Here is a 26,601-nt window from a genome sequence, read left to right as displayed (position 1 = left end):
GATGCCGCCACCGAGCCTCCACGGACGGATTCACGGCGTGTCCCGCGAGCGGTGAGGGCGCCGCGCCCTCGACCAGGCTTGAAGATCGCCAAGCGCTCGCGATACGCACATTGCAGGTGTCTCAACCTGGTTGCTCGCTACGGACAGATCAGGCGCAAAGCGAATCATCTGCGCCTTTGCTGCACGGCCCTTGCCCGCCCACCCTCGCGGGACACGCTGCAACTACATCCCTGTAGCTCCGTGGCCGCAGCGGTCGCGCTACAGTGATTGCTGAAGGCTGCCTCAGGCCGCCTGCACTACGTGTAACGCCTTCGGGTTACGCCACTGCGCCAATAGCGCCGCCTCGCGTGCCTTGGCTTCCTGCAGATGCGCGTGCTTGATATGACCGTAGCCACGGATGTGTTCGGGGATGCTGGCGATCTGCGCGGCCAGCCCCACGTTGTCGGCATCCAGACGCTCCAGCAGGTGCTCGACGGTGGCGATGTAATCGGTGATGAGCTGACGCTCGCCACGTCGCTCGGCGGTGTAGCCAAACACGTCGAACTTGCCCCCGCGCAGGAATTTCAGCTTCGCCAGCAGCTTGAAGGCGGTGAACATCCACGGACCGTATTCGCGCTTGAGCAGGTTGCCGTTGGCATCCTTCTTGGCCAGCAACGGCGGCGCCAGGTGGAAGCGCAGCGTGTAGTCGCCTTCGAACTGCTGTTGCAGCCGGCGCTGGAAATCGCCGCGCGTGTACAGGCGCGCCACTTCGTATTCGTCCTTGTAGGCCATCAGCTTGAATGCGTAGCGCGCCACCGCTTCGGTCAAGGCGCTGCTGCCCGGCGCGCTTTGGGTTTCGTGCGTGCGCACGCGTTCCACCAACGTGCGATAGCGCTGCGCATAGGCGGCGTCCTGATAGTCGGTGAGGAATGCGACCCGGCGCGCGATGGCCTCGTCCAGCGATTGCGCCAGCTGCTCGTCATCGAGCGGATGTGCCGGTGCATCGGCACCGCCATGCAGCGTGCTGCCATCGGTCTGCGCCAGTGCACGCGGTGCGCTGGCACCGCTGAGATCGTGTTCTTCCCAACTGCCCGGTGCGCGTGCGGCCGGCGTGTCGCCGTGCAGGTGCGCAGGTGCGTCTGTGGTGCCCAGGCCTGCTGCACGACGCACGGCCGGCAGATCCACCGCCGCCAGCCGGCCCCACGCAAAGGCCTGCTGATTCATCGCAACAGCCGCGCCATTGAGTTCGATCGCGCGCATCAGCGCCGCATGCGACAACGGCACCAGCCCGTGTTGCCAGGCGTAGCCCAGCACGAACAGATTGCTGGCGATCGCATCGCCCAGCAGCGCGGTGGCCAATTGCGTGGCATCCAGCAACAACGGCTCCTGCCCGCCAAGCGCAGTGCGCACGCCGGCGATGATCTCAGCCGCCGGAAATTGCAGATCCGGCTGGGTGGTGAAGCTGCCCGGCATCGCTTCGTAGGTGTTGAGCACCACCTGGGTGCGGCCATCGCGCACTTTGGACAGCACCCAATAATCGTTGACCACCACCATGTCGCAGCCCAGCACCAGGTCGGCTTCGCCCGCAGCGATACGCACTGCATGGATGTCGCCGGGAGTGCGTGCAATGCGGATATGCGTGGTGACCGCGCCGCCCTTTTGCGCCAGGCCGGTCTGGTCCAGCACGGTGGCGCCCTTGCCTTCCAGATGCCCGGCCATGCCCAGCAGTGCGCCGATGGTGACCACCCCGGTACCGCCGACACCGGTGATCAGGATGTTCCAGGGGCGCTCCAGCGTGGTGCGTTGTGGTGGCGCGGGTAGGCTGTCCAGCAGCGCGCTGGCATCGCGCTGCTTGCCCTTGCGCGGCGCACCGCCATGCACGGTGACAAAGCTCGGGCAAAAACCCGACACGCAGGAATAGTCCTTGTTGCAGTTGGACTGGTCGATCTCGCGCTTGCGCCCGAATTCGGTGTCCTTCGGCAGCACCGACACGCAAAAGCTCTTCTCGCCGCAATCGCCGCAGCCTTCGCACACCAGCGAATTGATCATGACGCGCTTGGGCGGGTCGATCAGCTTGCCGCGCTTGCGGCGGCGGCGTTTTTCGGTGGCGCAGGTCTGGTCGAAGATCAGGATCGACACACCCTTGACCGTGCGCAGATGCTGCTGCACCGCATCCAGTTCGCCACGATCGTGAAACGCGACCTCGGCAGGAAACAGGTCGCGCCGACGCGTCCATTTGCCGATGTCGTCGCTGACGATGGCGATCTCGTGGATGCCTTCGGCGCGCAGCTGATGCGCGATGTCCGGCACGGTGAGCGTGCCGTCCACCGGCTGGCCGCCGGTCATCGCCACCGCATCGTTGTAGAGGATCTTGTAGGTGATGTTGACGCCGGTGGCCACCGACTGCCGGATCGCCAGCGAGCCGCTGTGGAAATACGTGCCATCGCCCAGGTTCTGGAATACGTGCGGCGTGTCGGTGAACGGCGCCTGCCCCGACCAGGTCACGCCTTCGCCGCCCATGTGGGTGAAGGTGTCGGTGGCGCGGTTCATCCACGTCACCATGTAGTGGCAACCGATGCCGCCGAGCGCGCGCGAGCCTTCCGGCACCACGGTGGAGGTGTTGTGCGGGCAGCCGGAGCAGTAATGCGGCACGCGCGGGAACTGCGCACGCGGCAAGGCCATCTCCGCTTCCTTGATCTCCATCCAGCGCAGCCGCTGTTCGATCGCGTCGGCGAATGTGCTCGATGGCAACCCGAACCGCTGGATACGTCTGCCGATCACCGCGGCAATGGTGGCCGGGGTCAACTCGCCGGTGGACGGCAGGATCCACGCGCCCTGCTCGTCGTACTTGCCGACGATGCTCGGCCGCGCCCCCGCACTGGCGGGCCAGTTGTAGAACAGCTCCTTCATCTGGCGCTCGATGAAGGCCTTTTTCTCTTCCACCACCACGATGTCTTCAAGCCCGCGCGCAAACGCGCTGATGCCCACCGGCTCCAGCGGCCAGGTCATGCCGACCTTGTACACGCGGATGCCGATCTGCGCGCAGGCCTGCGCATCCAGGCCCAGGTATTCCAGTGCCTGCAGCACGTCCAGGTAGCTCTTGCCGGTGGTGACGATACCCAGCCGCGCGCGTGGCGAATCCAGCACGATGCGGTCGATCCGGTTGGCCCGTGCAAAGGCCTGCGCCGCGGCCACCGCATAGCGATGCAGGCGCATTTCCTGATCCACTGGCGGGTCCGGCCAGCGGATGCTCAACCCGCCCGGCGGCAGCGCAAAGTCCTCCGGCAGCACGATCGTGCGTGCGAATGGGTCCACGTCCACCGAGGCGGACGATTCCACCGTTTCGGCAATCGTCTTGAAGCCGATCCAGCGCCCGGTGTAGCGGCTCATCGCCCAGCCCAGCAGACCCATGTCCAGGATGTCCTGCACCCCGGCCGGGTTGAGGATGGGCATCATCGCGCTGACGAACTCGTCTTCCGAACCGTGCGGCAGGGTCGAGCTGCGGCAGGCGTGGTCGTCGGCGGCCAGCGCCAGCACGCCGCCAAAGGGCGAGGTGCCGGCGGCATTGCCGTGCTTGAACACGTCGCCGCTGCGGTCCACGCCCGGGCCCTTGCCGTACCACATGCCGTAGACGCCCTGCACCTTGGCGCCGGGGAACAGGTTGGTCTGCTGGGTGCCCCACACCATGGTGGCGGCCAGGTCCTCGTTCAGGCCGGGGGTGAAGGTCACCCGGGCCGCGTCCAGATGCTTGCGCGCGCGCCACAGCTCCAGGTCCAGTCCGCCCAGCGGGCTGCCGCGGTAGCCGCTGATGAAGCCGGCGGTGTCCAGGCCGGCAGCCTCGTCGCGCAGGCGCTGCAGCAACGGCAGCCGCACCAGCGCCTGCACGCCGGACAGATAGATGCGCCCGTCGGTGCGCGTGTATTTGTGGTCCAGCGTGTAGTCCGCATCCACCCGGCCGAGCTCCGGCGTATTGGCAGAGTCGGGAGAAGAAAGTGCAGCGGTACTGGTCATGGCGTGCCCGGAAAGGGTGGCTGGGACCCGGTGCAGGTCATCTGAAACCAGATGATCCGCCCGACGGATTCCAAAACGGCGGCGCAAAGTGTAACAGTCAGCTTTCACGCGCCCGTCCGCATGCGGATGCGCAGCCGTCGCGCTGCGGTTAGGATGGGGATGGGAAGGGGTCGTTTGCTGTCAGGGGAAAACACAGTGAAAAGGAAATACGCATGGGCCGCCTTGGCCCTGCTCGGGGGCGTGTGGTCGTTGGCGCAGGCACAGAGCCTGCCCAAGCCCAAGGAGTTCTATTTCGACGAAGACCGCAGCACCACCAAGGCGGTGGTCGCGGTGCAGGGGCAGGGCGATGCCGTGGTCGACCGCCTGGCCGCGATGGTGCAACGTGACGCACGCGCGGCCGAACCGCGTGCCCAGCTGGCCTCGCTGGCCTATGCGGGCGGGCGCACGCAACTGGGTGATGAGCTATACCAGGGCGCGCTGGCACTAGTGTCCAACGGCAGCCAGCAATATCGCGCAATTACCTGGAATTACGGCTGGGACCTGCTGCGCGCCGACAAGCCCGACAAGGCGCTGCAGCAGTGGGCCAACCTGGCCAATGGCCGCCCGGCCACGCCGGAGTGGCTGCCCGTGACGGCCGCGCTGGCCCTGTGGCGCGCCGGGCGCAAGCAGGAGGCTACCGAGTGGTACGCCGCCGCCGTGCGCACCTGGCCCGATCGCTGGAGCAGTACCGCCAGCTACGCCAGCCTGCTGCCGGACTGGCGCGAGGCAGAGCGCGCCAGCCTGGCCGAGGTCTTCACGGCATGGCAGGCCAACCCGCCCGCGTTCCCGTAAGCGCTTCGCTCCGCTGCGGGAGTGTCGCGCAGCGGGCCGTGCACCGGGCCGAGTTGCTGCAGGGCCCTTGCCCGTGCACCATCGCGGGACACGCTGCAAGTACGTCCATGTGAGCTCTGGCGCGGCATCCATGCCGCCAAGGGTCCCGCGACGGTGGGCGGGCAAGGACCAGTCCAGATGGTCGATGCGCATGGATCTCAATAGCGACTACCAAGCTGGCGACGCGGTGTCTTAGCTTTCAACAAAACCACCAGCCAACTGTCTGGCGTGGTGTCCTCGCCGATTGCGGGACCGTGTGGCGGCATGGATGCCGCCACCGAGCCTCCACGGACGGATTCACGGCGTGTCCCGCGAGCGGTGAGGGCACCGCGCCCTCGACGCTGCGGCATTGCTGCACTTCCCTTGCCCGTCCGCCTCGCGGGACACGCCGCAAGTACGTCACGTCAGCGCTCATGCGGGATGCCGACTTCGGGATAGACCAGATGACCGAATTGCATGCCGCGCCTCGCGTCAGCGCGCCCCACGCCAGCGCTCTGCCGACGCCCGCGCTGCGTCATGCGATCCTGTGCCTCTGTTTCCAATGGACCTGACCCCGCATGGCGGTGGATGCCTTTGCGTTGATCCTGGCGATGCTGGGCCTTGGCTTGCTGTTCGCCCGTCTGCGGGTGCTGCCCGACAACAGCGCCGACGTGCTCAATCGCGTGGTGTTGTACATCTGCCTGCCCGCCTCGGTGCTGACCTACGTGCCGCGCCTGCACCTGGACGCCTCGCTGGGCGGGGTGATCGCCACGCCGTGGCTGCTCACCGCGATCATCGTGCCGCTGCTGTGGGCTTGCAGCCGCCTGCTGCGATTGGGCCGTGCCGACTACGCCGCGCTGCTGATGTGCGTGGTGTTCACCAACTCCAGTTTCATCGGGTTTCCGATGGTGCGCGCACTGCTTGGCGATCAGGCCTTGCCGTATGCGGTGGTCTACGACCAGTTCGGCACCTTCGTGCTGCTGTCCACCTTCGGGCTGTACGTGCTGGCGCGCTACAGCGGCGACACCCCACCGACCGCCAGGACCATCCTGACCCGGGTGCTGAAGTTCCCGCCGCTGTGGGCGCTGCTGTTCGCGCTGACGTTGATGCCCGAGCAGCCGCCGGCCTGGATCGGCTCCGGGCTCAAGAGCCTGGCCGATGCCATGCTGCCGCTGGTCATGCTGGCGGTCGGCTTCTCGCTGCAGTTGCGTCTGCCTGCCGACGAGCTCAAGCCACTGGCGGTCGGCCTGGTGTTCAAGCTGGCGGTGATGCCGGTCCTGGCGCTGCCGTTGTCCTGGGCGCTTGGCCTGCGCGGCCTGCTGCTGCAGACCAATGTGCTCGAATCGGCCATGCCCACCATGATCACCGCCGCCGCGCTGGCCATCTCGCATCGGCTGGCCCCCAGGCTGGCGGCGGCGATGGTGGGCTACAGCATCCTGCTGTCGTTGCTCACGCTGCCCGCGTGGGCCTGGTTGCTGGCGCAGCTGGTAGCTTGATGCGGTTCAACCCTTATGAAATGCTGATCTCAACAACGTGCACCATCACATGGACAGGAGCAACACATGTACGGATATCGCGTGATCGGCAGTACGCTGCTGTGGATTGGTAGCGTCTGCATGGCACATGCCGCCTCGGTGCCGTCCTCCAATTTATCGGCTCCGGCAAATGACCCTGTCGTGGATCACTGGGCGCAGCAGGTCGGCCAGACCATGCAGGCACGCCTGCGCAGCATGGCGGCCAGCGGTGATCCCAGGCAGCTGTATCTGGCCGGTCTGTTGTGGGCCGATTCCGAGCACGACGACACCGCGCCCGCCGCAGAGGGAGGCTATGCGCCCATCCAGCGCGTCTGGCTGCAGCGCGCCCTGGACGCGCGGCCGCGCGACCCGATGGTAGCGCGGATGGAAGCAGTCGGTTGCGCGCCCGGATTACGCTGCGATCCAGATGCTGCCCTTGCCTTCCTGGAGCAGGCCGATGCCGGCAATGCGGATGTGCACCTGCGGGCCTACGCCGCTGCGCAGCGGCGCGGCGATCAGCCGGGTGCCGAACGCGCCTGGCAGGCGGCGGTGCAGGCGGATCATTTCGACAGCGGCGCGCTGGAACTTGGCAAGGCCCTGCATGCCACCTACGACGGCGTGCAATGGCCATCGCTGACCTCGGTCAGCTTGCGCTCGCAACTCGACGCGCAAGGCCTGCCTTCCACCGGCGCGGGCATGGCTGCGATGTTCGTGATGGGCGCCTGGTCTGCACATGCACTTCCCGCGTTAGGCGATGTGGTGCGCCGCTGCACTTCCAATGTTGCTACGCCCGCATTGCGCGACGAATGCATGGCAGTGTTCAACAGCGTGGCCAATGACGAGTCGACAATGCTGACGGCCATGGTCGGCGCCAGGCGCATGGCCGCATTGAGCAGCGGTGCCGACGCCACGCGCTGGCAGGCGCGGCTGCGAGAGCTGGAGTGGCTGCAGCAGCAATACCAACGCCGCGCGCCCACGGCCACCGACCAAGCCATCGATCTGGACGCCCTCCTGACGCAAGGCGAGGTGCCTGCATTGCGCGCGCTGGTGCAGCGTCAAGGCCTTGCACCGCAGCCGCCTGCGCAGTGGCAGCCGAGCGCAGCGGTCCAGTAGTCCAGATAACCTGCTGGCCGCCGTATGCCTGCGTTGGCTACGTTGCCGGCGAGCGATGCTGCGTTGCGACACCTTCCGCCGTTCGACGTTTAACGCCTTTCGACTACTTCCTCACCCAGCTGCGGTGTACGCTGCCGGCTTGCTCCCGGAAGCGAGGCGTGCATGAAGACAGTCCTGGTGGCCGCCTCCAAAGGCGGCGTCGGCAAGACCACGATCGCCACCAATCTGGCCGCACACGCGGCGTTGCAGGGCCAGCGTACCGTGCTGGCAGATGCCGATCCGCAAGGTTCGTCCACCCGCTGGGCGCAGCGTCGCGCCAGTCTCGAAAGTGCGGTGCTGCCGATCGATGCCACCAAGCGCCGCAACTGGCAGGCCGCGGTGCCCGATGGCACCGACCAGCTGATCATCGATGCCCCGGCCGGCGCCATGGCCGACGACCTGAGCGGTTTCCTGGACCATGTCGACGCCATCGTGGTGCCGGTGCTGTCCTCGGCGCTGGACATCGAAGCGGTGGTGGGCTTCCTCAATACGCTCGCCAAGGTGCCGCGCGTGCACCAGCGCAAGCTGCCGGTGGGCCTGGTGCTCAACCGCGCACGTCCGTGGACCCAGACCTCGCAGCAGGCCGCCGAGATGATCGGCACCTGGCCCTATCCGCTGGTGACCCAATTGCGCGACACCCAGGCCTATGTGGTCATGGCCGGGCTGGGGCGCAGCTTGTTCGATTACCGCTCGGCGCAGGTGCGCGACCATCAACAGGACTGGGAGCCGCTGTTGAAGTGGCTCAAGAAGTCCTAACCGGAAAGTTCCCATGCGCGAATTGATCTTGTTGCGACACGCCCACGCCGAACCGGCCGACACCGGCCAGGCCGATTTCGACCGCCCGTTGTCGCCGCACGGCATCGCCGAGGCCGAATCGGCCGGGCGCTGGCTGCGCGAGCAGCGTCTGGTGCCCGACCGCGTGCTGTGTTCGCCGGCGCGGCGTGCCCGCGAGACCCTGGAAGCGGTCCTCGAGCTCACCGGTTATATCGAACAACGGCTGGACGAACGCATCTACGAGGCCACGCCCGGCACCCTGGCCAGCCTGGTGGACGAGCATCGCGAGGCCGAGCGGCTGCTGCTGGTGGGCCACAACCCGGGCCTGGAGCGGTTGGCCGCGTTGATGCACAGTGGGCAGACCGGCGATTACCGCGGCATGCCGACCGCCTCAATCGCCCTGCTGGCCCTGCCGCTGGATGCCACCATCGAGCCGGGCATCGCCCGCCTGACCGCCTTCTGGTGGCCTTGATCCGTGACATCGTCGCTGCGCTGGTTCGCCTGGCTCGCGCTCTGGGTCGCGCTGCCCTGCCTTGCACAGCAGAAGGTGCACACCATCGACCCGGCGCAGTCGCGCTTCGGGTTCGAGATCAAGACCCGCTTCGGGATGAAGATCGAGGGCTTTTTTCCACGGTTTCGCGGTGAACTGGTGGAGCTGCCGGACCGGCGCCTGCAGGTGCGGTTCCGCCTGGACGCCACCCAGGTGGAGATTCCCGGCAAGGACCGCTACACCAGCTGGATGCGTGGCGAGGATTTCTTCAACGTGGCGCGTTACCCGGTGGTGGAATTCGAGTCGCTCCCCTATGCCGAAGAGGTGGTCAACCAGGGCGGCGACATCACCGGCAACCTGACCATCCGCGGAATCACCCACATCGAGACCCTGCATGTGGCGCCAGCTGAATGCGCACGGCCGGGCTATGATTGCGACGTGATCAGCCGAGGTACGGTCCTGCGTGGACGTTACGGAATGAATGCGTGGCAGATGGCCCTGGGCGACAGGGTGACGTTCATTCTGCGTGGGCGGCTGCAGGAGGCGCGGCGCCCGTGAGGTTCCTGTTGAGGGTCCTGGTGCTGGCAACCCTGTTGCTCGGCACCGGATGCGCCAGCCTGTCGCAAACCGAACGCAACCGCGCGGCCGGTGTTGCCGCTGCCGCGCGCAGCACGGTGGTGGATTGCACCCAGGCCAACCGTTGCGCCCAGCCTTCGCCCTTGCGCGCGCTGGGCGGGCAGGCCATCACCGCCTCCACGCCGGCCGCGCCACGGCATTACGCCACCATCCTCGACCACGGCGAGGAATCGCTGGTGGCGCGGCTCAACCTGATCCGCAGCGCCACCCGCAGCATCGACCTGCAGACCTATATCTTCGACAAGGACGACAGCGCGCGCATGGTGCTGGACGCGCTGACCGACGCGGCCCGCCGCGGGGTCAAGGTGCGCATCCTGATCGACCAGCTGTCGGCGATCGCCGATCTGCAGATCCTGGGCGCACTCGCCAGCAGCCACGACAACCTGCAACTGCGCATCTACAACCCCACCTTCGGCAAGGTCAAGCTCAACTACTTCGACTATGCCGGCAGCGTGCTGTGCTGTTTCCGTCGCTTCAACCAGCGCATGCACAACAAGCTGCTGGTGGTGGACGACGTGCTCGGCGTGGTCGGCGGGCGCAATTACCAGGACGACTATTACGACTGGGACAGCGAGTACAACTTCCGCGACCGCGACGTGATTCTGGCCGGGCCGGAAGTGCGTGCGATGGCGGCCAATTTCGATGCGTTCTGGCGCGCGCGGCGCAGCATTCCGGCCGAGCGCCTGAACGATGTCGGCCGGCTGTTGCTGGAGCAGGGCGCCCCGCAGATGCCGCCGGCACAGTTCCGGCGCCCGGAGCGGGTGGCGCGGGTCGATCGCGAGGCAGGCGACGCGCAGTTCATACGCGACGCCTTCGTGACCCCGGCCATGCCGGTGCAGCGCGTGCTGTATGTGGCCGACCTGCCGCAAAAGCACCGCAAGGAACATGGCGCAAAGGCGGTGTCCACCGCGCCGGAACTCGATGGCCTGATCGCCAATGCGCAGCAGGAAGTACTGCTGCAGACGCCGTACCTGGTGTTGTCCGACGAGGCCCAGGCCATCTTCCGCGATCTGCGCAAACGCCCGCAGCCGCCGCGCGTCGTGGTGTCGAGCAATAGCCTGGCCGCCACCGACAACCCCATCGTGTACGCGCTCTCGTACAAGTTCAAACGGCGCAACCTGCGCGAGCTGGGCTTCAACGTGTACGAGTTCAAGCCATTCCCGCTGGATGCGCCGGTGGACTATGCCAACCTGGTGCCGGATCCGCTCAACCCCGCCTCGGAGATCAACGAGGACAGCCGCGACAACCGCGACAACCGGTTGATCGGCGGCAGCGCGGCCGGCAATGCGATGCGGGGCAGCAGCGGCGGGGACGGGCGCACAAGTGCCGGAAGCGTGATTCGCGGCAGCAGTGGGGGTGGCCGTGCACCCGGCGGCAGCGAAGTTGATCGCCGCGTGTTGCGCACCGAAACGCGGCCTTCGTTCCTGGGCACGCGCGCGGTCAACAAACCGCTGCCGGTGACCCGCGCCGGTGCGCGCATGGGGCTGCACGCCAAATCGCTGGTGGTGGACCGCCGCATCGGGGTGATCGGCACGCACAACTTCGATCCGCGCAGCGAGAACTACAACACCGAGGCCGCGGTCGTCATCGACGATGTGCGCTTTGCGCAGGCGCTGGCGGCCAGCATCGAGCGCGACATGAGCCCGGAGAATGCCTGGACGGTGGCTCCGCGCGAAAAACCGCCGCTGTTCAGCGGATTGAACTACAGCGTGGGCAAGGTGTCGGAAGCCTTGCCGGTGCTGGATTTCTGGCCCTGGCGCTATGCGACCAATTACGAGTTCCAGCCCGGCCCGGGCTGCCCGTTCCCGCTCAAGCGACAGGACCCGCAGTTCCGGCAGTGCTATGTGGCGGTGGGCGATTTCCCCGAGGTCAACGTCGGACCGAAATGGCTGCTGGTACGCATGCTGACCGCTTTCGGTGCGGGCCTGGTGCCGATTCTCTGATCGCTGCAGCGTGCTGGCCTGGGCCGGCGTGCAGACGGCGCGTGGTGGGGGCATCGTGCCGTGGCGCGCCGCTGCAATGGCACGTTGCGCGGAAATAGGCCGCGCCGCCAACCCGCTGAAAGTCGCTGGCGCAATTCGGCCCGCAGATAGCCGAAAGGCAGTTGCATCAGACCCCAGCGCCGCCGATGCTGTCCCGATTCCCGATTCCCGATTCCCGATTCCCGATTCCCGATTCCCTGCCCATGACCTTCCGCGCTCCCGTCGACCTCGTTGCCCTCAACGCCTCCAGCAAAAACACCCTGATCGACCATCTGGGCATCGTGTTCACCGAAGCCGGTGACGATTGGTTGCGCGCCACCATGCCGGTGGACGCGCGCACCAGGCAGCCGTACGGCCTGCTGCACGGCGGCGCATCGGTGGTGCTGGCCGAAACCCTGGGCAGCAGCGCCGGCAATCTGTGCGTGGATATGACCACGCAGATGTGCGTGGGGCTGGAAATCAACGCCAACCATCTGCGCGCGGCCACCGACGGCCTGGTCACCGGCACCGCGCGCGCAGTGCATGTGGGGCGCAGCACCCAGGTCTGGGACATCGTCATCGAGAACCCGGCCGGCAAACGGGTCTGCGTGTCGCGCCTGACCCTGGCCGTGGTGGCACGCAGCAATGGCTGAGCACACCCGGCAACGGCATGGGTGGAACAGCGCCATCCGCTGCCGGCGCTGCGCCGCGCCCATGCTGCTGTCACAATCGTCGTGCTCCCTTTCCCTGTCACCGGTCCCGTTGGTCGAATGAGCGAGTCATCCCTGGACGCCACGCGCGAGGCTGGCGGCGCGTCGCGTTGGTTCCGGTACCTGTATCGGGTGCCGTTGCTGCTGCTGCACCTGTGCATCGGCCTGCCGATCACCATGCTGTGCGTGGTGGCCCCGCCGCTGGCGCGCATCCGCACCGGCCCTGCAGACACCCTGGACGAGCGGATGATCCGCTGGTGGCAGGGCAACCTGATGCGCATCTTCGGCTTCCGGCTGCGCCGCTTCGGCACGCCGCTGTCCGGCGCGACCCTGTTCGTGGCCAACCACGTCAGCTGGGTCGACATCTCGATGCTGCACAGCCAGCGCGTGATGGGCTTTGTAGCCAAGCGCGAAATCGCCGGCTGGCCGCTGGTGGGCTGGCTGGCGACCAAGGGCCAGACCATCTTCCATCAGCGCGGCAATACCGAATCGCTGGGCGGGGTGCTGCTGGAAATGCTGCAGCGCCTGCGCAGCGGCAAGCCGGTGGGCGTGTTCCCGGAAGGGCGCACCCGCGGCGGGACCGAAGTCGGCCCGTTCCATGCGCGCATCTTTCAGGCAGCGGTGGAGGCCGGCGTGCCGGTGCAGCCGGTGGCGCTGCGCTACGGCGTGCGCGGCAATGCGCAGGCGGTGGTGGCCTTTGGTGAGCGCGAGAGTTTCTTCGCCAATATCGTGCGCCTGCTCGGCGAGCCGTCGCGGCTGGCCGAGGTGCATTTCCTTGAGCCGATCGCCGCATTCGATCTCGAAGGACGTCGTCGCCTGGCCGATACCTCGCGGCAACGCATCATCGCCGCGATGGAGTCCTGAGCCGACCATGCACGCACGCATCTTCCTTGCGGCCAGCATCCTGCTGCCGGGCCCGATGCGCGCATGAACGCCTCCGACTTCCAGCCGCCGCGCTGGCTGCGTAACCCGCATGTGCAGTCGGTGCTGGGCAGCAGCGCCTTGCGTCGCCTGCGCAGCCGTCAGTTGCTCAGCGCCAGCGGCGCAGTCACCCGCGAACATATTCTCGATGGCGGCGACGGCGTGCGCCTGCAGGGCTGGATGAGCGTGCCGCCCGTCGATGCGCCGGTGCGCGGCACTGTGTTGCTGCTGCACGGCTGGGAAGGCAGCGCCGATTCCAATTACATGCGGCTGACCGCCGCGCGTTTGCTCGGCCTGGGCTACCAGGTGTTCCGGCTGAATTTCCGCGACCACGGCGGCACCCATCACCTCAACGTGGACCTGTTCCACTCCGATCGCATCGACGAGGTGGTCAACGCCGCAGGCGATCTGTGGCGGCGCTTTCCGGCGCCGCAGCTGCTGGCGGCCGGGTATTCGCTGGGCGGCAACTTCGCGCTGCGGCTGGCGTTGCGCGCACCGGCCGCCGGCCTGCCGCTGGCACGCGTGGCGGCGGTGTGCCCGTTGCTGGACCCGGCGGCCACCATGACCCAGCTGGAAAAGGGCCCGCAGTTCTACGACTGGTATTTCCGCCGCAAATGGCGCGAATCGCTGCTGCGCAAGCGCAAGCTGTTTCCGGACCAGCACGGCTACGACGATGCCACCCTGGCATTGGACATGCGCGAGCTGATGGCCTGGCTGGCCGTGCAACACACCGGCCACGGGTCGCTGGAAGCGTATTTCAACAGCTATTCGATTGCCGGCGCGCGCCTGACCGGCCTGCAGGTGCCCGCGGACATCCTGATGGCCGAAGACGACCCGGTGATTCCGTTCGAGGATTTCGCCGGCTGGCAGTTGCCCGAGCATGCGCACCTGGAAATCGCGCGCTGGGGCGGGCATTGCGGGTTTCTGGAAAATGCCCGTGGCGACGGCTTCGCCGAACGCTGGGTGGCCGAGCGGCTGGCCGCTGCTAGGTAGGTCGGCGGCGCAGCGCGCATCGTTACAATAGCGGTTTGTCCTGGACACCCCGCCGCCATGCAAGACGCCATTCTTCAAGCCCTGCGCCGCAATGCGGCCGACGATGCGGTGGCGCTGGCCCGCGAGTGGGCGATCAGCGCGCCCGACAGCGCCGCCGCACACCGCTGGCTCGGGCTGGCCCTGCAGCAGCAGGGCCAGCCGGCACTGGCGCTGACCAGCATCGACACCGCGTTGGCCCTCACACCGGAAGACGCCGACCTGCACCTGCTGCGCGCCGGCCTGCTGCTGGCTGCGCGCGACCTGTCCGCCGCAGACGCCGCCTTGTCGCGCAGCACCGCGCTGGACCCGAACCAGTTCAACGCTTACGTGATGCAGGCGCACCTGGCCGTGGCACGCGACGATCTGGACGAGGCCGAGCGGCTCAGCCGCACTGCCGCGCGATTGGCGCCGGAGCATCCGCAGCTGCTTGCGGTCGATGGCGTGGTGGAGATGCGCCGCGGCCAGAGCGACCGCGCGCTGGCGCTGCTGACCCGCGCCGCCGAGCAACTGCCGGACGACCCGCGGGTGATGTTCGCGCTGGGCTTTGCATATCTGCAGAAGGAGCATTTTGCATTTGCCGAGCGCGCCTTCGAGCGCGTGGTCGAACTCAATCCGCCGGGCACCGCGCTGCGCGCCTTCATCGCCCAGCTGGCCCAGCGCCAGGGTCGTCTGGACGATGCGCTGACCGCGATGCAGGCCGTGCTGGCGCAACCCGATGGCGACCTGCCGGCCATGCGCCGGCTGGCGGGCGAGATGGAATTGCAGGCCGGCCGCCCCGACCAGGCCGTGGCGCACCTGCGCCTGGCGCTGGCCCACTGGCCGGCCGACCGCCGCACCTTGCACGCGCTGCTCACCGCCTGGGAACGGCTGGGCGCGACGGACGATGCGCGCGACACGCTGGACGCGGCACTGGCCACCTCGGCCACGGCGCACGACCTGTGGCTGGCGCGCCTGGCGGTGGAGCCGGTCGGCGGGCCGCAGGCGCAGGCCGTGATCGAACGCTGGCTGCTGGCCATGCCCGAGCACCTGCCGGCACTGGAAGCGCTGATGCGCGTGCACGACATGCAGGGTCATGCCGACGAAGCGGAAATGGTGGCGCGTCAGATCGTGGCGGTGGAACCGGGTCGCATCAGCGGCGAGCAGCGCATCGTCGAGGCCTTGCTGGAACGCGACCCGCCGGCGGCGATCGCCTGCGTCGAATCGTTGATCGAGTCGTTGCCGCCGCCACAGCAGACCGTGCTGCGGCCGTGGCTGGGCAATGTGCAGGACCGCGCCGGCCAGCCCGACGCCGCGCTGGCCACCTGGATGCAGTTCCATCGCGAACAGGCCCAGCACCGGCTGCCGTTGCCGCCGCAGGCCGCCAGGCAGCCGATGCAATGGCCTGCGCTGGGCAGCATTCCGGACAGCGTCACCTCGCGCCCGCTGTTCGTCTGGGGCACGCCCGGCTCGCATGTCGAACGCCTGATCGCGGTGATGGACGCTGCCACTCCGCTGGTGCGCGGCGATCGCTACGGCACCACCCCGCCGTCCGATGCGCTGCAGAGCTACCGCACGGTCGAGCAACTGGCGTCCGGCGAGCTGGCGCCGATGGCGCTGGTGGAAGGCTGGAAAGCGCAGCTGCCGCGTCGCGGCATCGACGACGGCAATGTCATCGACTGGCTGCTGTGGTGGGACAACACCCTGCTCACCGCGCTGCGCCCGCACCTGCCCGAAGGCCGGCTGGCGATCGCGCTGCGCGACCCGCGCGACATGCTGCTGGACTGGCTCTCGACTGGCGCGCCGGCACCGCTGGCGCTGCAGTCGCCGCAGCAGGCCACCGACTGGCTGCTGGCCGCGCTGGAACAACTGGCGGTGTTGCACGAGCGCGATCTCTACCCGCACCGGATCATCCGGCTCGACGGCATCGAAAGCGACCCGCAGGGAATTTCCGACGCGCTGGAGCAGGCCTTCGGGCTGCGCTTCCCGCTGGTCGAACCACGCGGCCCCGCCCGCCTGGCCTCCGGCCGCTGGCGCAACTACCGCAGCGTGCTCGGCGCCCAGTTCGACCTGCTCACCCTGATCGCGGTGCGCTTCGGATATCCGCAGGACTGACGCGCCGCCGCCGCATATATCCCGCAAGCGCGACGCCGTCGTAGGAGCGGACCCGGCCGCGACGAGGCGTTACCGATACCGGTGAAGCCCGTCGCGGCCAGGTCCGCTCCTACGGAGATCCAGAGACCCGGACGGCGCGGCACGCATGGACGCCGATGGCGTTCACGCGTGCCTGCAATCCGTGCCCAGAGATCCCCGATGCGCAAGGCTGTTGTAGGAGCGGACCCGGCCGCGACAAGGCGTTACCGATATCGGTGAAGCCCGTCGCGGCCAGGTCCGCTCCCACAGAGATCCAAAGCCCGCACCACGCGTGCCTGCAATCCATGCCCGGAGATCCCCGATGCGCAAGGCTGTTGTAGGAGCGGACCCGGCCGCGACAAGGCGTTACCGATACCGGTGAAGCCCGTCGCGGCCAGGTCCGCTCCTACGGAGATCCAGAGACCCGGACGACGCGGCGCGCGTGGACGCCGATGGCGTTCACGCGTGCCTGCAATCCGTGCCCGGAGATCCCCGATGCACAAGGCTATTGTAGGAGCGGACCCGGCCGCGACGAGACGTTACCGGTACCGGTGGAGCCCGTCGCGGCCAGGTCCGCTCCTACGGAGATCCAGAGACCCGGACGACGCGGCACGCGTGGACGCCGATGGCGTTCACGCGTGCCTGCAATCCATGCCCGGAGATCCCGATGCGCAAGGCTGTTGTAGGAGCGGACCCGGCCGCGACAAGGCGTTACCGGTACCGGTGAAGCCCGTCCCGGCCAAGTCCGCTCCTACGGAGATCCAGAGACCCGGACGGCGCGGAGCGTGGACGCCGATGACGTTCACGCGTGCCTGCGATCCGTGCCCGGGGATAGTGCAGCTTGCTGTTTGGCGTGTTGCTCGCCTTGGTTGGCGCATCGCGCGCTCCACTCTCGCTGCGCTCTGCCGCACGCTGAATTGGCTGACAACACGCGCACACCAGACGCGCCTGCTGTGCCACACAAGGTTCCACTGCGACGGCTTCCGTTGCAGTGCCAATCCAGGCAGGCTGGGTGCTTGGATCCACGGAGACTTTGCATGCGTCTGACCAGCACCAGCATCGAAAACGGCAAGCCTATCGCAGTGGAATTTGCTGCCGGTACCCCGGACGGCTTCGCGCCCAACCGCAACCCGCATCTGGCCTGGAGCGATGTCCCGCAAGGCACGCAATCGTTCGCGCTGCTGTGCCTGGACCCGGATGTGCCCACCGTGCCGGAGACCGTCGGCCGCGACGATATCCAAATCCCGGTGGACCAGCCACGCACCGATTTCGTGCATTGGGCCATGGCCGATATCCCCGCCGACGTGCATGAAATTGCGGCAGGCAGTTGCAGCGACGGTTTCGTGGCCAAGGGCAAGCAGCAGCCGGCCGGCCCGGCCGGTGCGCGCCAGGGCCTGAATTCGTACACGCAGTGGTTTGCCGGCAATCCCGACATGGCCGGCAATTATCTGGGCTACGACGGACCGTACCCGCCGTTCAACGACCTGCGCGTGCACCGCTATTTCTTCCGCGTGTTCGCGCTGGACGTGGCCAAGCTCAGCCTGCCCGAGCCCTTCACGGCCGCCGACGTGCTGTCGGCCATCCAGGGCCACGTACTTGCCGAAGCCGCGCTGCATGGCACCTACACACTGAATCCTGCCCTGCGCTGAGAGACCGGCTCGCGTACCCCGCACGACCAAGCGCGCGGGGTACGCGCAACGGCCGGCTGGATCGGTCACCGCGACCGACCGGCGCACCGACACGCCGCACGCTCAATCCTGCATGGCATTCGCAATCAGGCAGCCATCGCGGCCGCGTTGGTTCCGGTTTGTTTCTGCTTTCCTGGTCAGTCAGCGGAACGGCAATTGATCCCGGCTGCAGTCTCCCGCTTGGGCCGGATTGGCATCGCCTGCGCGGGCCGCCGACCGCATTGCCGGTCACATAACGCTTGGCAATGAATTCGAGAGTGGCGGCCCAACCATTAGATTCCCGACTCCCGACTCCCGACTCCCCATTCCCGATTCCCAATTCCCAATTCCCAATTCCCAATTCCCAATTCCCGAACCTACCCACTGGCCTCGATCATCTGATCCAACACATACACCGGGGCACCATCTGCGCCGGGATACCGGGTGACGCGCAGCAAGGTGCGGATGCCCGCTTCGTGGTCGAAGCCCTCGATCCGGCCATCAAGGGGGCGCCAGGGTTCGGTCGCGGGCTGGCCGTCCGCCGTCTGCTCGCGCAGCTGCAGACATGCGCGCGACGGGTCGGCGGGGCAGGGCACGGTTTCGGCGGCCACCTCGAGCAACAGTGTCTGTCCGGGCCCGCCGTAGCGGGTGGCGGCCGTCGGCGTGCTGCCGAACAGCAGGCGGGTGCCATCGCTGCGGGTCAGGGCCAGCTGCGGCGTGGCCTGCGCACTGTCCATCGTCACCGCAAAACGGCCGGACAACAGGTCGCTGGCAGCACGTTCCTGCGCCATCTTGCGCGGTTGCGCGCACAGGCGTTTGCTCGAAACCACCCGGCCGATCTGCAGCTGCGTCCCGGCCACGCTGTAGCTGGCGCCCAGGGCGTTGCAGGTCTGGCTGACGTGGATGCGCTGGTCGCTGAAGTCCAGTTGCAGCGGTGCGCTACCGGCAACGAACAAGCTGCGTAACGCGGTGCCATGGGCGTCGCTGGCCTGCACCAGTTGCCAGTGCCTGGCCTGCAATGCCGCGCGCAAGGGGGCGTTATCGGCCAACGGCGCAGCGGCGGCGGTCGCGCCGGACCCGGCACCGCCGGGCCCGGTACCACCAGGATCCCGCGCATCGGGCAGCGCACCCGAACCGCAGGCCGTCACGCCCGCCGCCAGCAGGGCTGGGGCGAAGAACACGGCACGCATGGGCGGCTCCCGGTGGGCAAGGCCTCAGTGATACCGCCGGCGTGGCGCCAGGGCAATGACCGGCGTCACTGCCCGTGCAGTTGCCCTGCCTCGCTGCTCAAGCAGCGACAGGCAGGGCCACGGCCGTGGCGGGTCAGGCCGCGACCGGCAACCACAGCAGCAGGGCGGCGCCGAGCACGATGCGGTACACCGCAAACACCGTGAAGCGGTGCTTCTTGATGTAGCCCAGCAGCCACTTCACCACCACAAAGCCGGTGAGGGTGGCCGCCACGAAGGCCACTGCCACATCGGTCCAGTTTTCGCTGCCGACGCCGCCTTCCTTGTACATCTCCAGCAGTGCATAACCGCTGGCCGCGAACATGGTCGGGATGCCCACCATGAACACGAAATCCGCCGCCGCCGAGCGCTTGCTCAGGCCCAGCAACATCGCCAGGAAGATCGCCGAGGCCGAGCGCGAGGTGCCGGGAAACACGCCGGCCACCACCTGTGCCAGGCCGACGGCAATCGCCACCTTCCAGGTCACCACGTCGCGCTCGGGCAACTTGCCGGCAAAGTGCTCGGCCACCAGCATCCAGACACCGCCGATCAACAACGCCCAGGCCACCGGGTGCACGGTTTCCGGCAGCTGCCAGCCGGCCTTGCGCACGATCAGCCCCACCACCGCCGTGACCAGGAAGGCCACGCCGATCTTGAGCACATAGTCGCGGTTGGCGCGCTCGCCCAGGCCGGTGGCCAGGGTCCACAGCTTCTGTCGCAGCGCCAGGCAGATGGCCAGGATGGCGCCGGCCTGGATGACGATATTGAAGAAGTCAGAACGGCGTCCGAGCCATTGTTCGGCGATCAACAAGTGGCCGGTGCTGGAGATCGGCAGGAATTCGGTGAGGCCTTCGAGAATGCCCAACAGCAGGGCGGAAATCAGATCGGACATCGGACTGGAGGGGGGGTTGGGGGAGGCGTCAGGATAGTGCATTGCGGCATGCACCATATTGGTGCAGCATGGATCCGGTTAGCACCTTTCCGGTGCTAACGCCAACGTGGCGGTCTCAAGTGATGCAAGCAAAATCAACGACTTGTGAAAATCCGCGATTTGGCACGGTCCCTGCTGTATTCCCGTCCACGAGCCACTTCACTCCAATCCGAGGTTTCTTCCGATGTCCGTGGAAAACGTTGAAAAGCTGATCAAGGACAACAAGGTCGAGTTTGTCGACCTGCGCTTCGTCGATATGCGTGGTGTACAGCAGCACATCACCTTTCCGGCCAACATCATCGAGCCGGCGCTGTTTGAAGAAGGCAAGATGTTCGACGGCAGTTCGATCGCGGGTTGGAAGGGCATCAACGAGTCGGACATGGTGTTGTTGCCCGACGCCGGCACCGCGTATCTGGATCCGTTCTTCGCCGATCCGACCATCGTGCTGACCTGCGACATCCTCGACCCGGCCACCATGCAGAGCTATGAGCGCGACCCGCGCGGCATCGCCAAGCGCGCCGAGGCCTACCTCAAGTCCTCCGGCACCGCCGACCAGGCGTTCTTCGGCCCGGAACCGGAATTCTTCATCTTCGATTCGGTGCGCTTTGCCAACGACATGGGCCACACCTTCTTCCAGGTGGGCTCGGAAGAAGCGGCCTGGAACACCGGCGCCAAGTACGACGGCGGCAACAGCGGCTATCGCCCGGGCGTGAAGGGCGGCTACTTCCCGGTACCGCCGACCGACACCCTGCACGACCTGCGCGCGGAAATGATCAAGACGCTGGAACAGGTCGGCATCGAGACCGAAGTGCACCACCACGAGGTGGCGACCGCCGGCCAGTGCGAGATCGGCACCAAGTTCAGCTCGCTGGTGCAGAAGGCCGACGAACTGCTGACCATGAAGTACATCATCAAGAACGTCGCCTACCGCAACGGCAAGACCGCGACCTTCATGCCCAAGCCGATCGTCGGCGACAACGGCTCGGGCATGCACGTGCACCAGTCGTTGACCAAGGGCGGCACCAACCTGTTTGCCGGCGACGGCTACGGCGGCCTGTCGCAGATGGCGCTGTGGTACATCGGCGGCATCTTCAAGCACGCCCGCGCCATCAATGCGTTCTCCAACTCCGGCACCAACAGCTACAAGCGCCTGGTACCTGGCTTCGAAGCACCGGTGATGCTGGCCTATTCGGCGCGTAACCGTTCGGCCTCGTGCCGCATTCCGTGGGTCACCAACCCCAAGGCGCGCCGCATCGAAATGCGCTTCCCCGATCCGTTGCAGTCCGGCTACCTGACCTTCACCGCGCTGATGATGGCCGGCCTGGACGGCATCAAGAACCAGATCGACCCGGGTGCACCGAGCGACAAGGACCTGTATGACCTGCCGCCGGAAGAAGAGAAGCTGATCCCGCAGGTGTGCTCCAGCCTGGATCAGGCCCTGGAAGCGCTGGACAAGGACCGCGAGTTCCTCAAGGCCGGCGGCGTGATGAGCGACGACTTCATCGACGGCTACATCGCGCTGAAGATGCAGGAAGTGACCAAGTTCCGTGCGGCAACGCATCCGCTGGAATACCAGCTGTACTACGGCAACTGAGTTCCACCGCGGTGATGGCGGAGGCCCCCCCTCCCACCTCCGCCATCGCCGCACATGTTTGACGCTCCACGGCACCGGCCGTGGAGTGAGGGGAACGAGAGAGCACACAGTTCGCGGCGCGCGGGCCTGACCTCTCCCACGCGGCAGATGCATCGCATCGGCCGAGGTCTGCGCGATCTGCGAACGATTGGATGCCGGGGTTGGCATCCAGGTGACTGACACCGCCGGGCGGCGCAATGCCGGCCGGTTCCTTCCACCTTTCGGGGTATGCGCATGAAATTGATCACCGCCATCATCCGGCCGTTCAAGCTCGACGAGGTCCGCGAGGCCCTGTCTGCCGCTGGCGTGTCGGGTATCACCGTCACCGAGGTCAAGGGCTTCGGGCGCCAGAAAGGCCACACCGAGCTGTATCGCGGCGCCGAGTATGTCGTGGACTTCCTGCCCAAGATCAAGATCGAGACGGTGGTGACCGACGACCGGCTCGATGCCGTGGTCGAAGCGATCCAGAACGCGGCCGGCACCGGCAAGATCGGCGACGGCAAGATCTTCGTCACCGCGATCGAGCAAGTGGTGCGTATCCGCACCGGCGAAATCGGCGCCGATGCCCTCTGAGTCCACCACCTCCGGAGTTCGTATGAAGACAGCTCTTTTTGCCGGGTGGAAAGCCCGGTTCTACAGCGTGTGCATGCTGATGCTGTTCAGCGCGCTGGTGGTGGGCGGCATGGGCAGCGCGCAGGCGCAGTCCACCCCGCAGGTCACCCCGCTCCCGACCGAGCCGGTCACCACCGAGCCGCTGCCGTCTGCGCAGCCGGCCGCCGCGCCGGTGGCTGCCGCCGAGGCCGCACCGGTGGTGGACAAGGGCGACGTCGCCTGGATGCTGACCTCCACGCTGCTGGTGCTGCTGATGGTGGTGCCGGGCCTGGCGCTGTTCTACGGCGGCATGGTGCGCGCCAAGAACGTGCTCTCGGTGCTGATCCAGGTGGCCACGGTGTTCTCGCTGCTGACCATCCTGTGGGTGATCTACGGCTACAGCCTGGCGTTCTCCGGTGAAGGCGCGTGGATCGGCAACCTGGACAAGGCGCTGCTCAAGGGCGTCACCATCGAGACCCTGTCGGCCACCTTCACCAAGGGCGTGAGCCTGCCGGAATACGTGTTCGTCGCCTTCCAGGCCACCTTCGCCGGCATCACCGGCGCGCTGATCGTCGGCGCCTTTGCCGAACGCGCCAAGTTCGCCGCGGTGCTGCTGTTCTCGGTGATCTGGTTCACCTTCGGCTACCTGCCGCTGGCGCACATGGTCTGGGCCACCGGTGGCTACCTGTTTGGCCTGGGCGCGCTGGACTTTGCCGGCGGCACCGTGGTGCACATCAATGCCGGTATCGCCGGCCTGGTGGGCGCCTACTTCGTCGGCAAGCGTGCCGGGCTGGGGCGTGAGGCGATCAAGCCGCACAACGTGACCCTGACCTTCGTCGGTGCCTCGCTGCTGTGGGTGGGCTGGTTCGGCTTCAACGCCGGCTCCAACCTGGAGGCCAATGCCGGTGCGGCGCTGGCCTTCCTCAACACCTTGCTGGCCACTGCCGCGGCCATCCTGGGCTGGTCGTTGACCGAGAAGATCATCAAGGGCAAGTCCTCCGCCCTGGGTGTGGCGTCGGGCATGGTGGCCGGCCTGGTCGGCATCACCCCGGCCTGCGGCACCGTGGGCCCGTTCGGCGCCATCGTGATTGGCCTGGCGGCCGGCGTGCTGTGCGTGTGGGGCGTCACCGGTCTGAAGCGCCTGCTGGGCGCCGACGACAGCCTGGACGTGTTCGGCGTGCATGGCCTGGGCGGCATCATTGGCGCGATCCTGACCGGCGTGTTCTCGGCGGCCTCGCTGGGCGGCCAGAAGGGTGGCGATTACGACATCGTGCACCAGGTCGGCATCCAGGCCCTGGGCGTGGGCATCACCGTGGTGTGGATCGGCGTGGTGTCGGTGGTGGGCTTCGTGGTCGCCAAGCTGGTGTTCGGCCTGCGCGTCACCGAAGAAGCCGAGCGCGAGGGGTTGGACATCACCTCGCACGGCGAAGCCGCCTACGAGTCCTGAGCATGGCCACCCGCGGCTCCCTGGCCGCGGGTGGCGCAACGACCCGGCCGGCGCTGCCGTGCCGGGGACGGTTTCTCCCGCGGCCCGTGCTGGCGCGGATCCACTACCGAGGTGCCTGCATGACCAGCCCCCCGCCCGTCACTGTCGGCGCGGATGCGCGTCGGGTCGGTGCACGCCACCACCGTCGGACCCCGGATGTCCTGATGCACGCTTCGTTCGGCGCGCCACACGCGCACGCCGGCGCTGCTTGCACTAAATTGGTGCAATGCTGATGACGACCCCCACACCGTCGCTCGACAGCCTGGGCACGCCGGTAGCCTGGGCCGACCGCGAGGGCCGCGTGCTGGGTGTCAACCCGGCCTTTGCGCGCTGGCTTGGCGTCAGCGCCCGGCGCCTGGTCGACCAGCCGCTGGCCGCGCTGGAAGTGCAGGGCGATGCGCTCGCGCGCTTCCTGCTCAACGACGAGCGCGACGTACTGCGCCTGCATCGCCTGGCCCTGGGCCTGCCCAACGACGCGCCACGCTTTGCCGAAGGCTGGCTGTCGCGGCTGGATGATGGCGGCTGGCTGTTGGAAACCCACCCGGTCGACGAATTCCCCGCGCTGGACCCCACGCACGCCTTGCCCAACGCCTTGAGCGCCGCGCTCAAGGGGCTGGCGCACGAACTGCGCAACCCGCTGGCGGGCCTGAAGGGCGCAGCGCAGCTGCTGGCCCGCCGCTCGGCCGGCCGCGACGAGGACGAGCGCGAGTTGATCGAGTTGATCGGCACCGAGATCGAGCGCCTCAACACCTTGCTCGAGCGCCTGCTCTCACCCTCGCCGCTGCGCCCGCACGAGGGCCTCAACATCCATGTGGTGCTCGAACGCGTGCTGCGCCTGGCCGAGGCCGAAGGCGGCTGGTCGGTGCAGGTGCAGCGCGACTACGACCCCAGCATTCCGGACATCCTCGGCGATGTGGATCGCCTGACCCAGGCGGTGTGGAACCTGGTGCGCAATGCCTTCCAGGCCGGCGCCACCCGGGTGACCCTGCGCACCCGCGTCGAACACGGCCAGCGCATCCGCGACCGCGTGCATGCGATGTCGCTGCGGCTGGAAATCATCGACGACGGCGGCGGCGTGCCGGAGGAACTGGCCGAGCATCTCTTCCTGCCGCTGGTCAGCGGCCGTGCCGAAGGCAGCGGACTGGGCCTGGCGCTGGCCCAGCAGGTCTCGCGCGAACACCACGGCACGCTGACCTACCGCTCGCGTCCGGGCCATACCGTTTTCACCCTGCTGCTGCCCGAGCTGGCCGGCGATCACGACAAGGAGCACCTGCATGGCTGAGGCCGCCGCCGCATCCCACCATATCTGGGTGGTCGACGACGACCGTTCGGTCCGATTCGTGCTGTCCACCGCGCTGCGCGATGCCGGCTATGCCGTCGATGGTTTCGACAGCGCTGCCGCTGCATTGCAGGCGCTGGCGATGCGGCCCACCCCGGACCTGTTGTTCACCGACGTGCGCATGCCCGGCGAAGACGGCCTGACCCTGCTGGACAAGCTCAAGGCCAAGCACCCGCAGCTGCCGGTGATCGTGATGTCGGCCTACACCGATGTCGCCAGCACCGCCGGTGCCTTCCGCGGCGGGGCGCATGAATTCCTCTCCAAGCCGTTCGACCTGGACGACGCCGTCGCGCTGGCCGCACGCGCCTTGCCCGACGCCGATGCCGGTGTCGACGAGATCATCGGCACGCCGCTGGCCGAGGGCTCGGCCGCATTGATCGGCGACACCCCGGCCATGCGCGCGCTGTTCCGCGCCATCGGCCGGCTGGCGCAAGCTCCGTTGTCGGTGCTGATCAACGGCGAAACCGGCACCGGCAAGGAGTTGGTCGCACGCGCGCTGCACAACGAGTCGCCGCGCGCGCGCAAACCGTTCGTGGCGCTCAATACCGCCGCCATTCCCGCCGAACTGCTGGAAAGCGAGTTGTTCGGCCACGAAACCGGCGCCTTTACCGGTGCCACCAAGCGCCACATCGGCCGCTTCGAACAAGCCGATGGCGGCACCTTGTTCCTGGACGAAATCGGCGACATGCCGCTGCCGCTGCAGACGCGCCTGCTGCGCGTACTGGCAGAGAACGAGTTCTTCCGCGTCGGCGGGCGCGAGTTGATCCGCGTGGACGTGCGCGTGATCGCCGCCACCCACCAGGATCTGGAAGCGCTGGTCGAACAGGGCCGCTTCCGTGCCGACCTGCTGCACCGTCTGGACGTGGTGCGCCTGCAGCTACCGCCGCTGCGCGAGCGTCGCGGCGACATCGCGCAACTGGCGGAAAACTTCCTGGCCATGGCCGGACGCAAGCTCGACATGCTGCCCAAGCGGTTGTCGTCGGCCGCGCTGGAGGACCTGCGCCAGTACGACTGGCCCGGCAACGTACGCGAACTGGAAAACGTGTGCTGGCGCCTGGCTGCCCTGGCCACCGCCGACATCATCGACGTGGTCGACGTGGACGCCGCCCTGTCGCGCGGCCGTCAGCGGGCCGGCCGCAGCGATGGCCAATGGGACGACATGCTGTCCAGCTGGGCCGCGCAACGCCTGAGCGAAGGCGCCCAGGGCCTGCATGCCGAAGCCCGCGAACGCCTGGACAAGACCTTGCTGGAAGCCGCCCTGCAACTCACCCAGGGCCGTCGCGCCGAAGCCGCCGCCCGCTTGGGCCTGGGCCGCAACACCGTAACCCGCAAGCTCGGGCCGGGGCGCAAACGCCGCTGATCAGTCCGCACGCGGCGTCGAGCCCCTCTCCCGCCTGCGGGAGAGGGGTTGGGGTGAGGGGCGCTGCGAAACGCAGTGCTGCGCGCGCAGGTGCTGGAGCCAGGCAGCGAACCAGGCGGGACTGACGCGCATCACGGCGGCAAGCGTGCATGCGCTCACCGGTTTGCTCGCACGCGCCACTGTCTCGATTAGCTGGCGGCGCACAACGCCCCCCATCCGCCCTTCGGGCA

At 67.5% G+C, this 26,601-nt stretch carries 20 protein-coding genes; 17 read left to right on the top strand and 3 right to left on the bottom strand.

Annotated features, from left to right (window positions below; translation table 11 throughout):
• Positions 1-282 precede the first annotated feature (282 nt).
• Positions 283-3,990 (bottom strand): indolepyruvate ferredoxin oxidoreductase family protein, encoded by a 3,708-nt coding sequence (locus XnspCFBP7698_RS15835; protein WP_104580251.1) that lies wholly within the window; start codon positions 3,988-3,990, stop codon positions 283-285.
• 195 nt (positions 3,991-4,185) lie between these two features.
• Between XnspCFBP7698_RS15835 and XnspCFBP7698_RS15830 the strand changes: the two genes are divergently transcribed.
• The 12 genes from XnspCFBP7698_RS15830 (at position 4,186) to XnspCFBP7698_RS15770 (ending at position 17,787) form a co-directional block, all read left to right on the top strand.
• On the top strand, positions 4,186-4,821 hold the full coding sequence (locus XnspCFBP7698_RS15830) for a hypothetical protein (RefSeq protein WP_104580250.1): 636 nt from the start codon (positions 4,186-4,188) through the stop codon (positions 4,819-4,821).
• 596 nt (positions 4,822-5,417) lie between these two features.
• On the top strand, positions 5,418-6,335 hold the full coding sequence (locus tag XnspCFBP7698_RS15820) for an AEC family transporter (protein ID WP_047695559.1): 918 nt from the start codon (positions 5,418-5,420) through the stop codon (positions 6,333-6,335).
• Positions 6,336-6,401: 66 nt separating this feature from the next.
• A complete protein-coding gene (locus XnspCFBP7698_RS15815) occupies positions 6,402-7,466 on the top strand; it encodes a hypothetical protein (protein ID WP_104580249.1) in 1,065 nt (354 codons plus the stop codon).
• Between the two features lie 162 nt (positions 7,467-7,628).
• Entirely contained in the window at positions 7,629-8,261 is a 633-nt protein-coding gene (locus XnspCFBP7698_RS15810) for a ParA family protein (RefSeq protein WP_005992682.1), read from the top strand.
• 13 nt (positions 8,262-8,274) lie between these two features.
• Entirely contained in the window at positions 8,275-8,751 is a 477-nt protein-coding gene (locus XnspCFBP7698_RS15805) for a histidine phosphatase family protein (RefSeq protein ID WP_005992684.1), read from the top strand.
• A gap of 3 nt (positions 8,752-8,754) precedes the next feature.
• Entirely contained in the window at positions 8,755-9,327 is a 573-nt protein-coding gene (locus tag XnspCFBP7698_RS15800) for a YceI family protein (protein WP_104580248.1), read from the top strand.
• Positions 9,324-11,348 (top strand): phospholipase D-like domain-containing protein, encoded by a 2,025-nt coding sequence (locus XnspCFBP7698_RS15795; protein ID WP_123137566.1) that lies wholly within the window; start codon positions 9,324-9,326, stop codon positions 11,346-11,348. The genes XnspCFBP7698_RS15800 and XnspCFBP7698_RS15795 overlap by 4 nt, the downstream gene beginning before the upstream one ends.
• Positions 11,349-11,590: 242 nt before the next feature.
• Complete coding sequence (locus tag XnspCFBP7698_RS15790) at positions 11,591-12,019, top strand: hotdog fold thioesterase (RefSeq protein WP_104580247.1); 429 nt, start codon at positions 11,591-11,593, stop codon at positions 12,017-12,019.
• Positions 12,020-12,040: 21 nt separating this feature from the next.
• Positions 12,041-12,940, top strand: coding sequence for a lysophospholipid acyltransferase family protein (locus XnspCFBP7698_RS15785; RefSeq protein ID WP_199680198.1), 900 nt, complete (start codon positions 12,041-12,043; stop codon positions 12,938-12,940).
• Positions 12,941-13,003: 63 nt separating this feature from the next.
• Positions 13,004-13,990, top strand: coding sequence for an alpha/beta fold hydrolase (locus XnspCFBP7698_RS15780; protein WP_104580245.1), 987 nt, complete (start codon positions 13,004-13,006; stop codon positions 13,988-13,990).
• A 57-nt stretch (positions 13,991-14,047) separates the two neighbouring features.
• Complete coding sequence (locus XnspCFBP7698_RS15775) at positions 14,048-16,120, top strand: tetratricopeptide repeat protein (RefSeq protein WP_104580244.1); 2,073 nt, start codon at positions 14,048-14,050, stop codon at positions 16,118-16,120.
• Positions 16,121-17,175: 1,055 nt separating this feature from the next.
• The gene (locus XnspCFBP7698_RS15770) at positions 17,176-17,787 is read left to right on the top strand and encodes a YbhB/YbcL family Raf kinase inhibitor-like protein (protein WP_104580243.1); all 612 of its coding nucleotides are present in this window, start codon (positions 17,176-17,178) and stop codon (positions 17,785-17,787) included.
• Between the two features lie 395 nt (positions 17,788-18,182).
• Here the strand turns inward: XnspCFBP7698_RS15770 and XnspCFBP7698_RS15765 are convergent, their stop codons facing one another.
• The gene (locus tag XnspCFBP7698_RS15765; protein ID WP_104580242.1) at positions 18,183-18,995 is read right to left on the bottom strand and encodes an META and DUF4377 domain-containing protein; all 813 of its coding nucleotides are present in this window, start codon (positions 18,993-18,995) and stop codon (positions 18,183-18,185) included.
• Positions 18,996-19,128: 133 nt separating this feature from the next.
• Positions 19,129-19,923, bottom strand: coding sequence for an undecaprenyl-diphosphate phosphatase (locus tag XnspCFBP7698_RS15760; protein ID WP_039415041.1), 795 nt, complete (start codon positions 19,921-19,923; stop codon positions 19,129-19,131).
• Positions 19,924-20,146: 223 nt separating this feature from the next.
• Here XnspCFBP7698_RS15760 and glnA point away from each other — a divergent pair, with 223 nt between their 5' ends.
• The 5 genes from glnA (at position 20,147) to ntrC (ending at position 26,371) form a co-directional block, all read left to right on the top strand.
• Positions 20,147-21,556: a type I glutamate--ammonia ligase gene (gene glnA, locus XnspCFBP7698_RS15755; RefSeq protein ID WP_005992704.1), complete on the top strand. Its 1,410-nt coding sequence runs from the start codon at positions 20,147-20,149 to the stop codon at positions 21,554-21,556.
• Between the two features lie 273 nt (positions 21,557-21,829).
• A complete protein-coding gene (locus XnspCFBP7698_RS15750; RefSeq protein WP_002808480.1) occupies positions 21,830-22,168 on the top strand; it encodes a P-II family nitrogen regulator in 339 nt (112 codons plus the stop codon).
• A gap of 22 nt (positions 22,169-22,190) precedes the next feature.
• Positions 22,191-23,633, top strand: a complete 1,443-nt coding sequence (locus tag XnspCFBP7698_RS15745; protein ID WP_047695549.1) for an ammonium transporter — start codon at positions 22,191-22,193, stop codon at positions 23,631-23,633.
• 265 nt (positions 23,634-23,898) lie between these two features.
• Complete coding sequence (locus XnspCFBP7698_RS15740; RefSeq protein ID WP_039565894.1) at positions 23,899-24,954, top strand: ATP-binding protein; 1,056 nt, start codon at positions 23,899-23,901, stop codon at positions 24,952-24,954.
• Positions 24,947-26,371, top strand: coding sequence for a nitrogen regulation protein NR(I) (gene ntrC, locus XnspCFBP7698_RS15735; RefSeq protein ID WP_039565892.1), 1,425 nt, complete (start codon positions 24,947-24,949; stop codon positions 26,369-26,371). The genes XnspCFBP7698_RS15740 and ntrC overlap by 8 nt, the downstream gene beginning before the upstream one ends.
• Positions 26,372-26,601 lie beyond the last annotated feature (230 nt).

The sequence above is a fragment of the Xanthomonas sp. CFBP 7698 genome, assembly GCF_003600855.1.
Lineage (GTDB): Bacteria > Pseudomonadota > Gammaproteobacteria > Xanthomonadales > Xanthomonadaceae > Xanthomonas > Xanthomonas cannabis.
This window is presented reverse-complemented; position numbering and strand designations above follow the sequence as displayed.

Excerpts from the sequence above, each read along its gene's own strand:
- XnspCFBP7698_RS15820 (WP_047695559.1), top strand. The coding sequence starts at position 5,418 with ATGGCGGTGGATGCCTTTGCGTTGATCCTGGCGATGCTGGGCCTTGGC.
- XnspCFBP7698_RS15770 (WP_104580243.1), top strand. The coding sequence starts at position 17,176 with ATGCGTCTGACCAGCACCAGCATCGAAAACGGCAAGCCTATCGCAGTG.
- XnspCFBP7698_RS15790 (WP_104580247.1), top strand. The coding sequence starts at position 11,591 with ATGACCTTCCGCGCTCCCGTCGACCTCGTTGCCCTCAACGCCTCCAGC.
- XnspCFBP7698_RS15765 (WP_104580242.1), bottom strand. The coding sequence starts at position 18,995 with ATGCGTGCCGTGTTCTTCGCCCCAGCCCTGCTGGCGGCGGGCGTGACG.
- XnspCFBP7698_RS15740 (WP_039565894.1), top strand. The coding sequence starts at position 23,899 with ATGCTGATGACGACCCCCACACCGTCGCTCGACAGCCTGGGCACGCCG.
- XnspCFBP7698_RS15815 (WP_104580249.1), top strand. The coding sequence starts at position 6,402 with ATGTACGGATATCGCGTGATCGGCAGTACGCTGCTGTGGATTGGTAGC.
- XnspCFBP7698_RS15780 (WP_104580245.1), top strand. The coding sequence starts at position 13,004 with ATGAACGCCTCCGACTTCCAGCCGCCGCGCTGGCTGCGTAACCCGCAT.
- XnspCFBP7698_RS15745 (WP_047695549.1), top strand. The coding sequence starts at position 22,191 with ATGAAGACAGCTCTTTTTGCCGGGTGGAAAGCCCGGTTCTACAGCGTG.
- XnspCFBP7698_RS15775 (WP_104580244.1), top strand. The coding sequence starts at position 14,048 with ATGCAAGACGCCATTCTTCAAGCCCTGCGCCGCAATGCGGCCGACGAT.
- XnspCFBP7698_RS15805 (WP_005992684.1), top strand. The coding sequence starts at position 8,275 with ATGCGCGAATTGATCTTGTTGCGACACGCCCACGCCGAACCGGCCGAC.
- XnspCFBP7698_RS15760 (WP_039415041.1), bottom strand. The coding sequence starts at position 19,923 with ATGTCCGATCTGATTTCCGCCCTGCTGTTGGGCATTCTCGAAGGCCTC.
- ntrC (WP_039565892.1), top strand. The coding sequence starts at position 24,947 with ATGGCTGAGGCCGCCGCCGCATCCCACCATATCTGGGTGGTCGACGAC.
- glnA (WP_005992704.1), top strand. The coding sequence starts at position 20,147 with ATGTCCGTGGAAAACGTTGAAAAGCTGATCAAGGACAACAAGGTCGAG.
- XnspCFBP7698_RS15810 (WP_005992682.1), top strand. The coding sequence starts at position 7,629 with ATGAAGACAGTCCTGGTGGCCGCCTCCAAAGGCGGCGTCGGCAAGACC.
- XnspCFBP7698_RS15835 (WP_104580251.1), bottom strand. The coding sequence starts at position 3,990 with ATGACCAGTACCGCTGCACTTTCTTCTCCCGACTCTGCCAATACGCCG.
- XnspCFBP7698_RS15750 (WP_002808480.1), top strand. The coding sequence starts at position 21,830 with ATGAAATTGATCACCGCCATCATCCGGCCGTTCAAGCTCGACGAGGTC.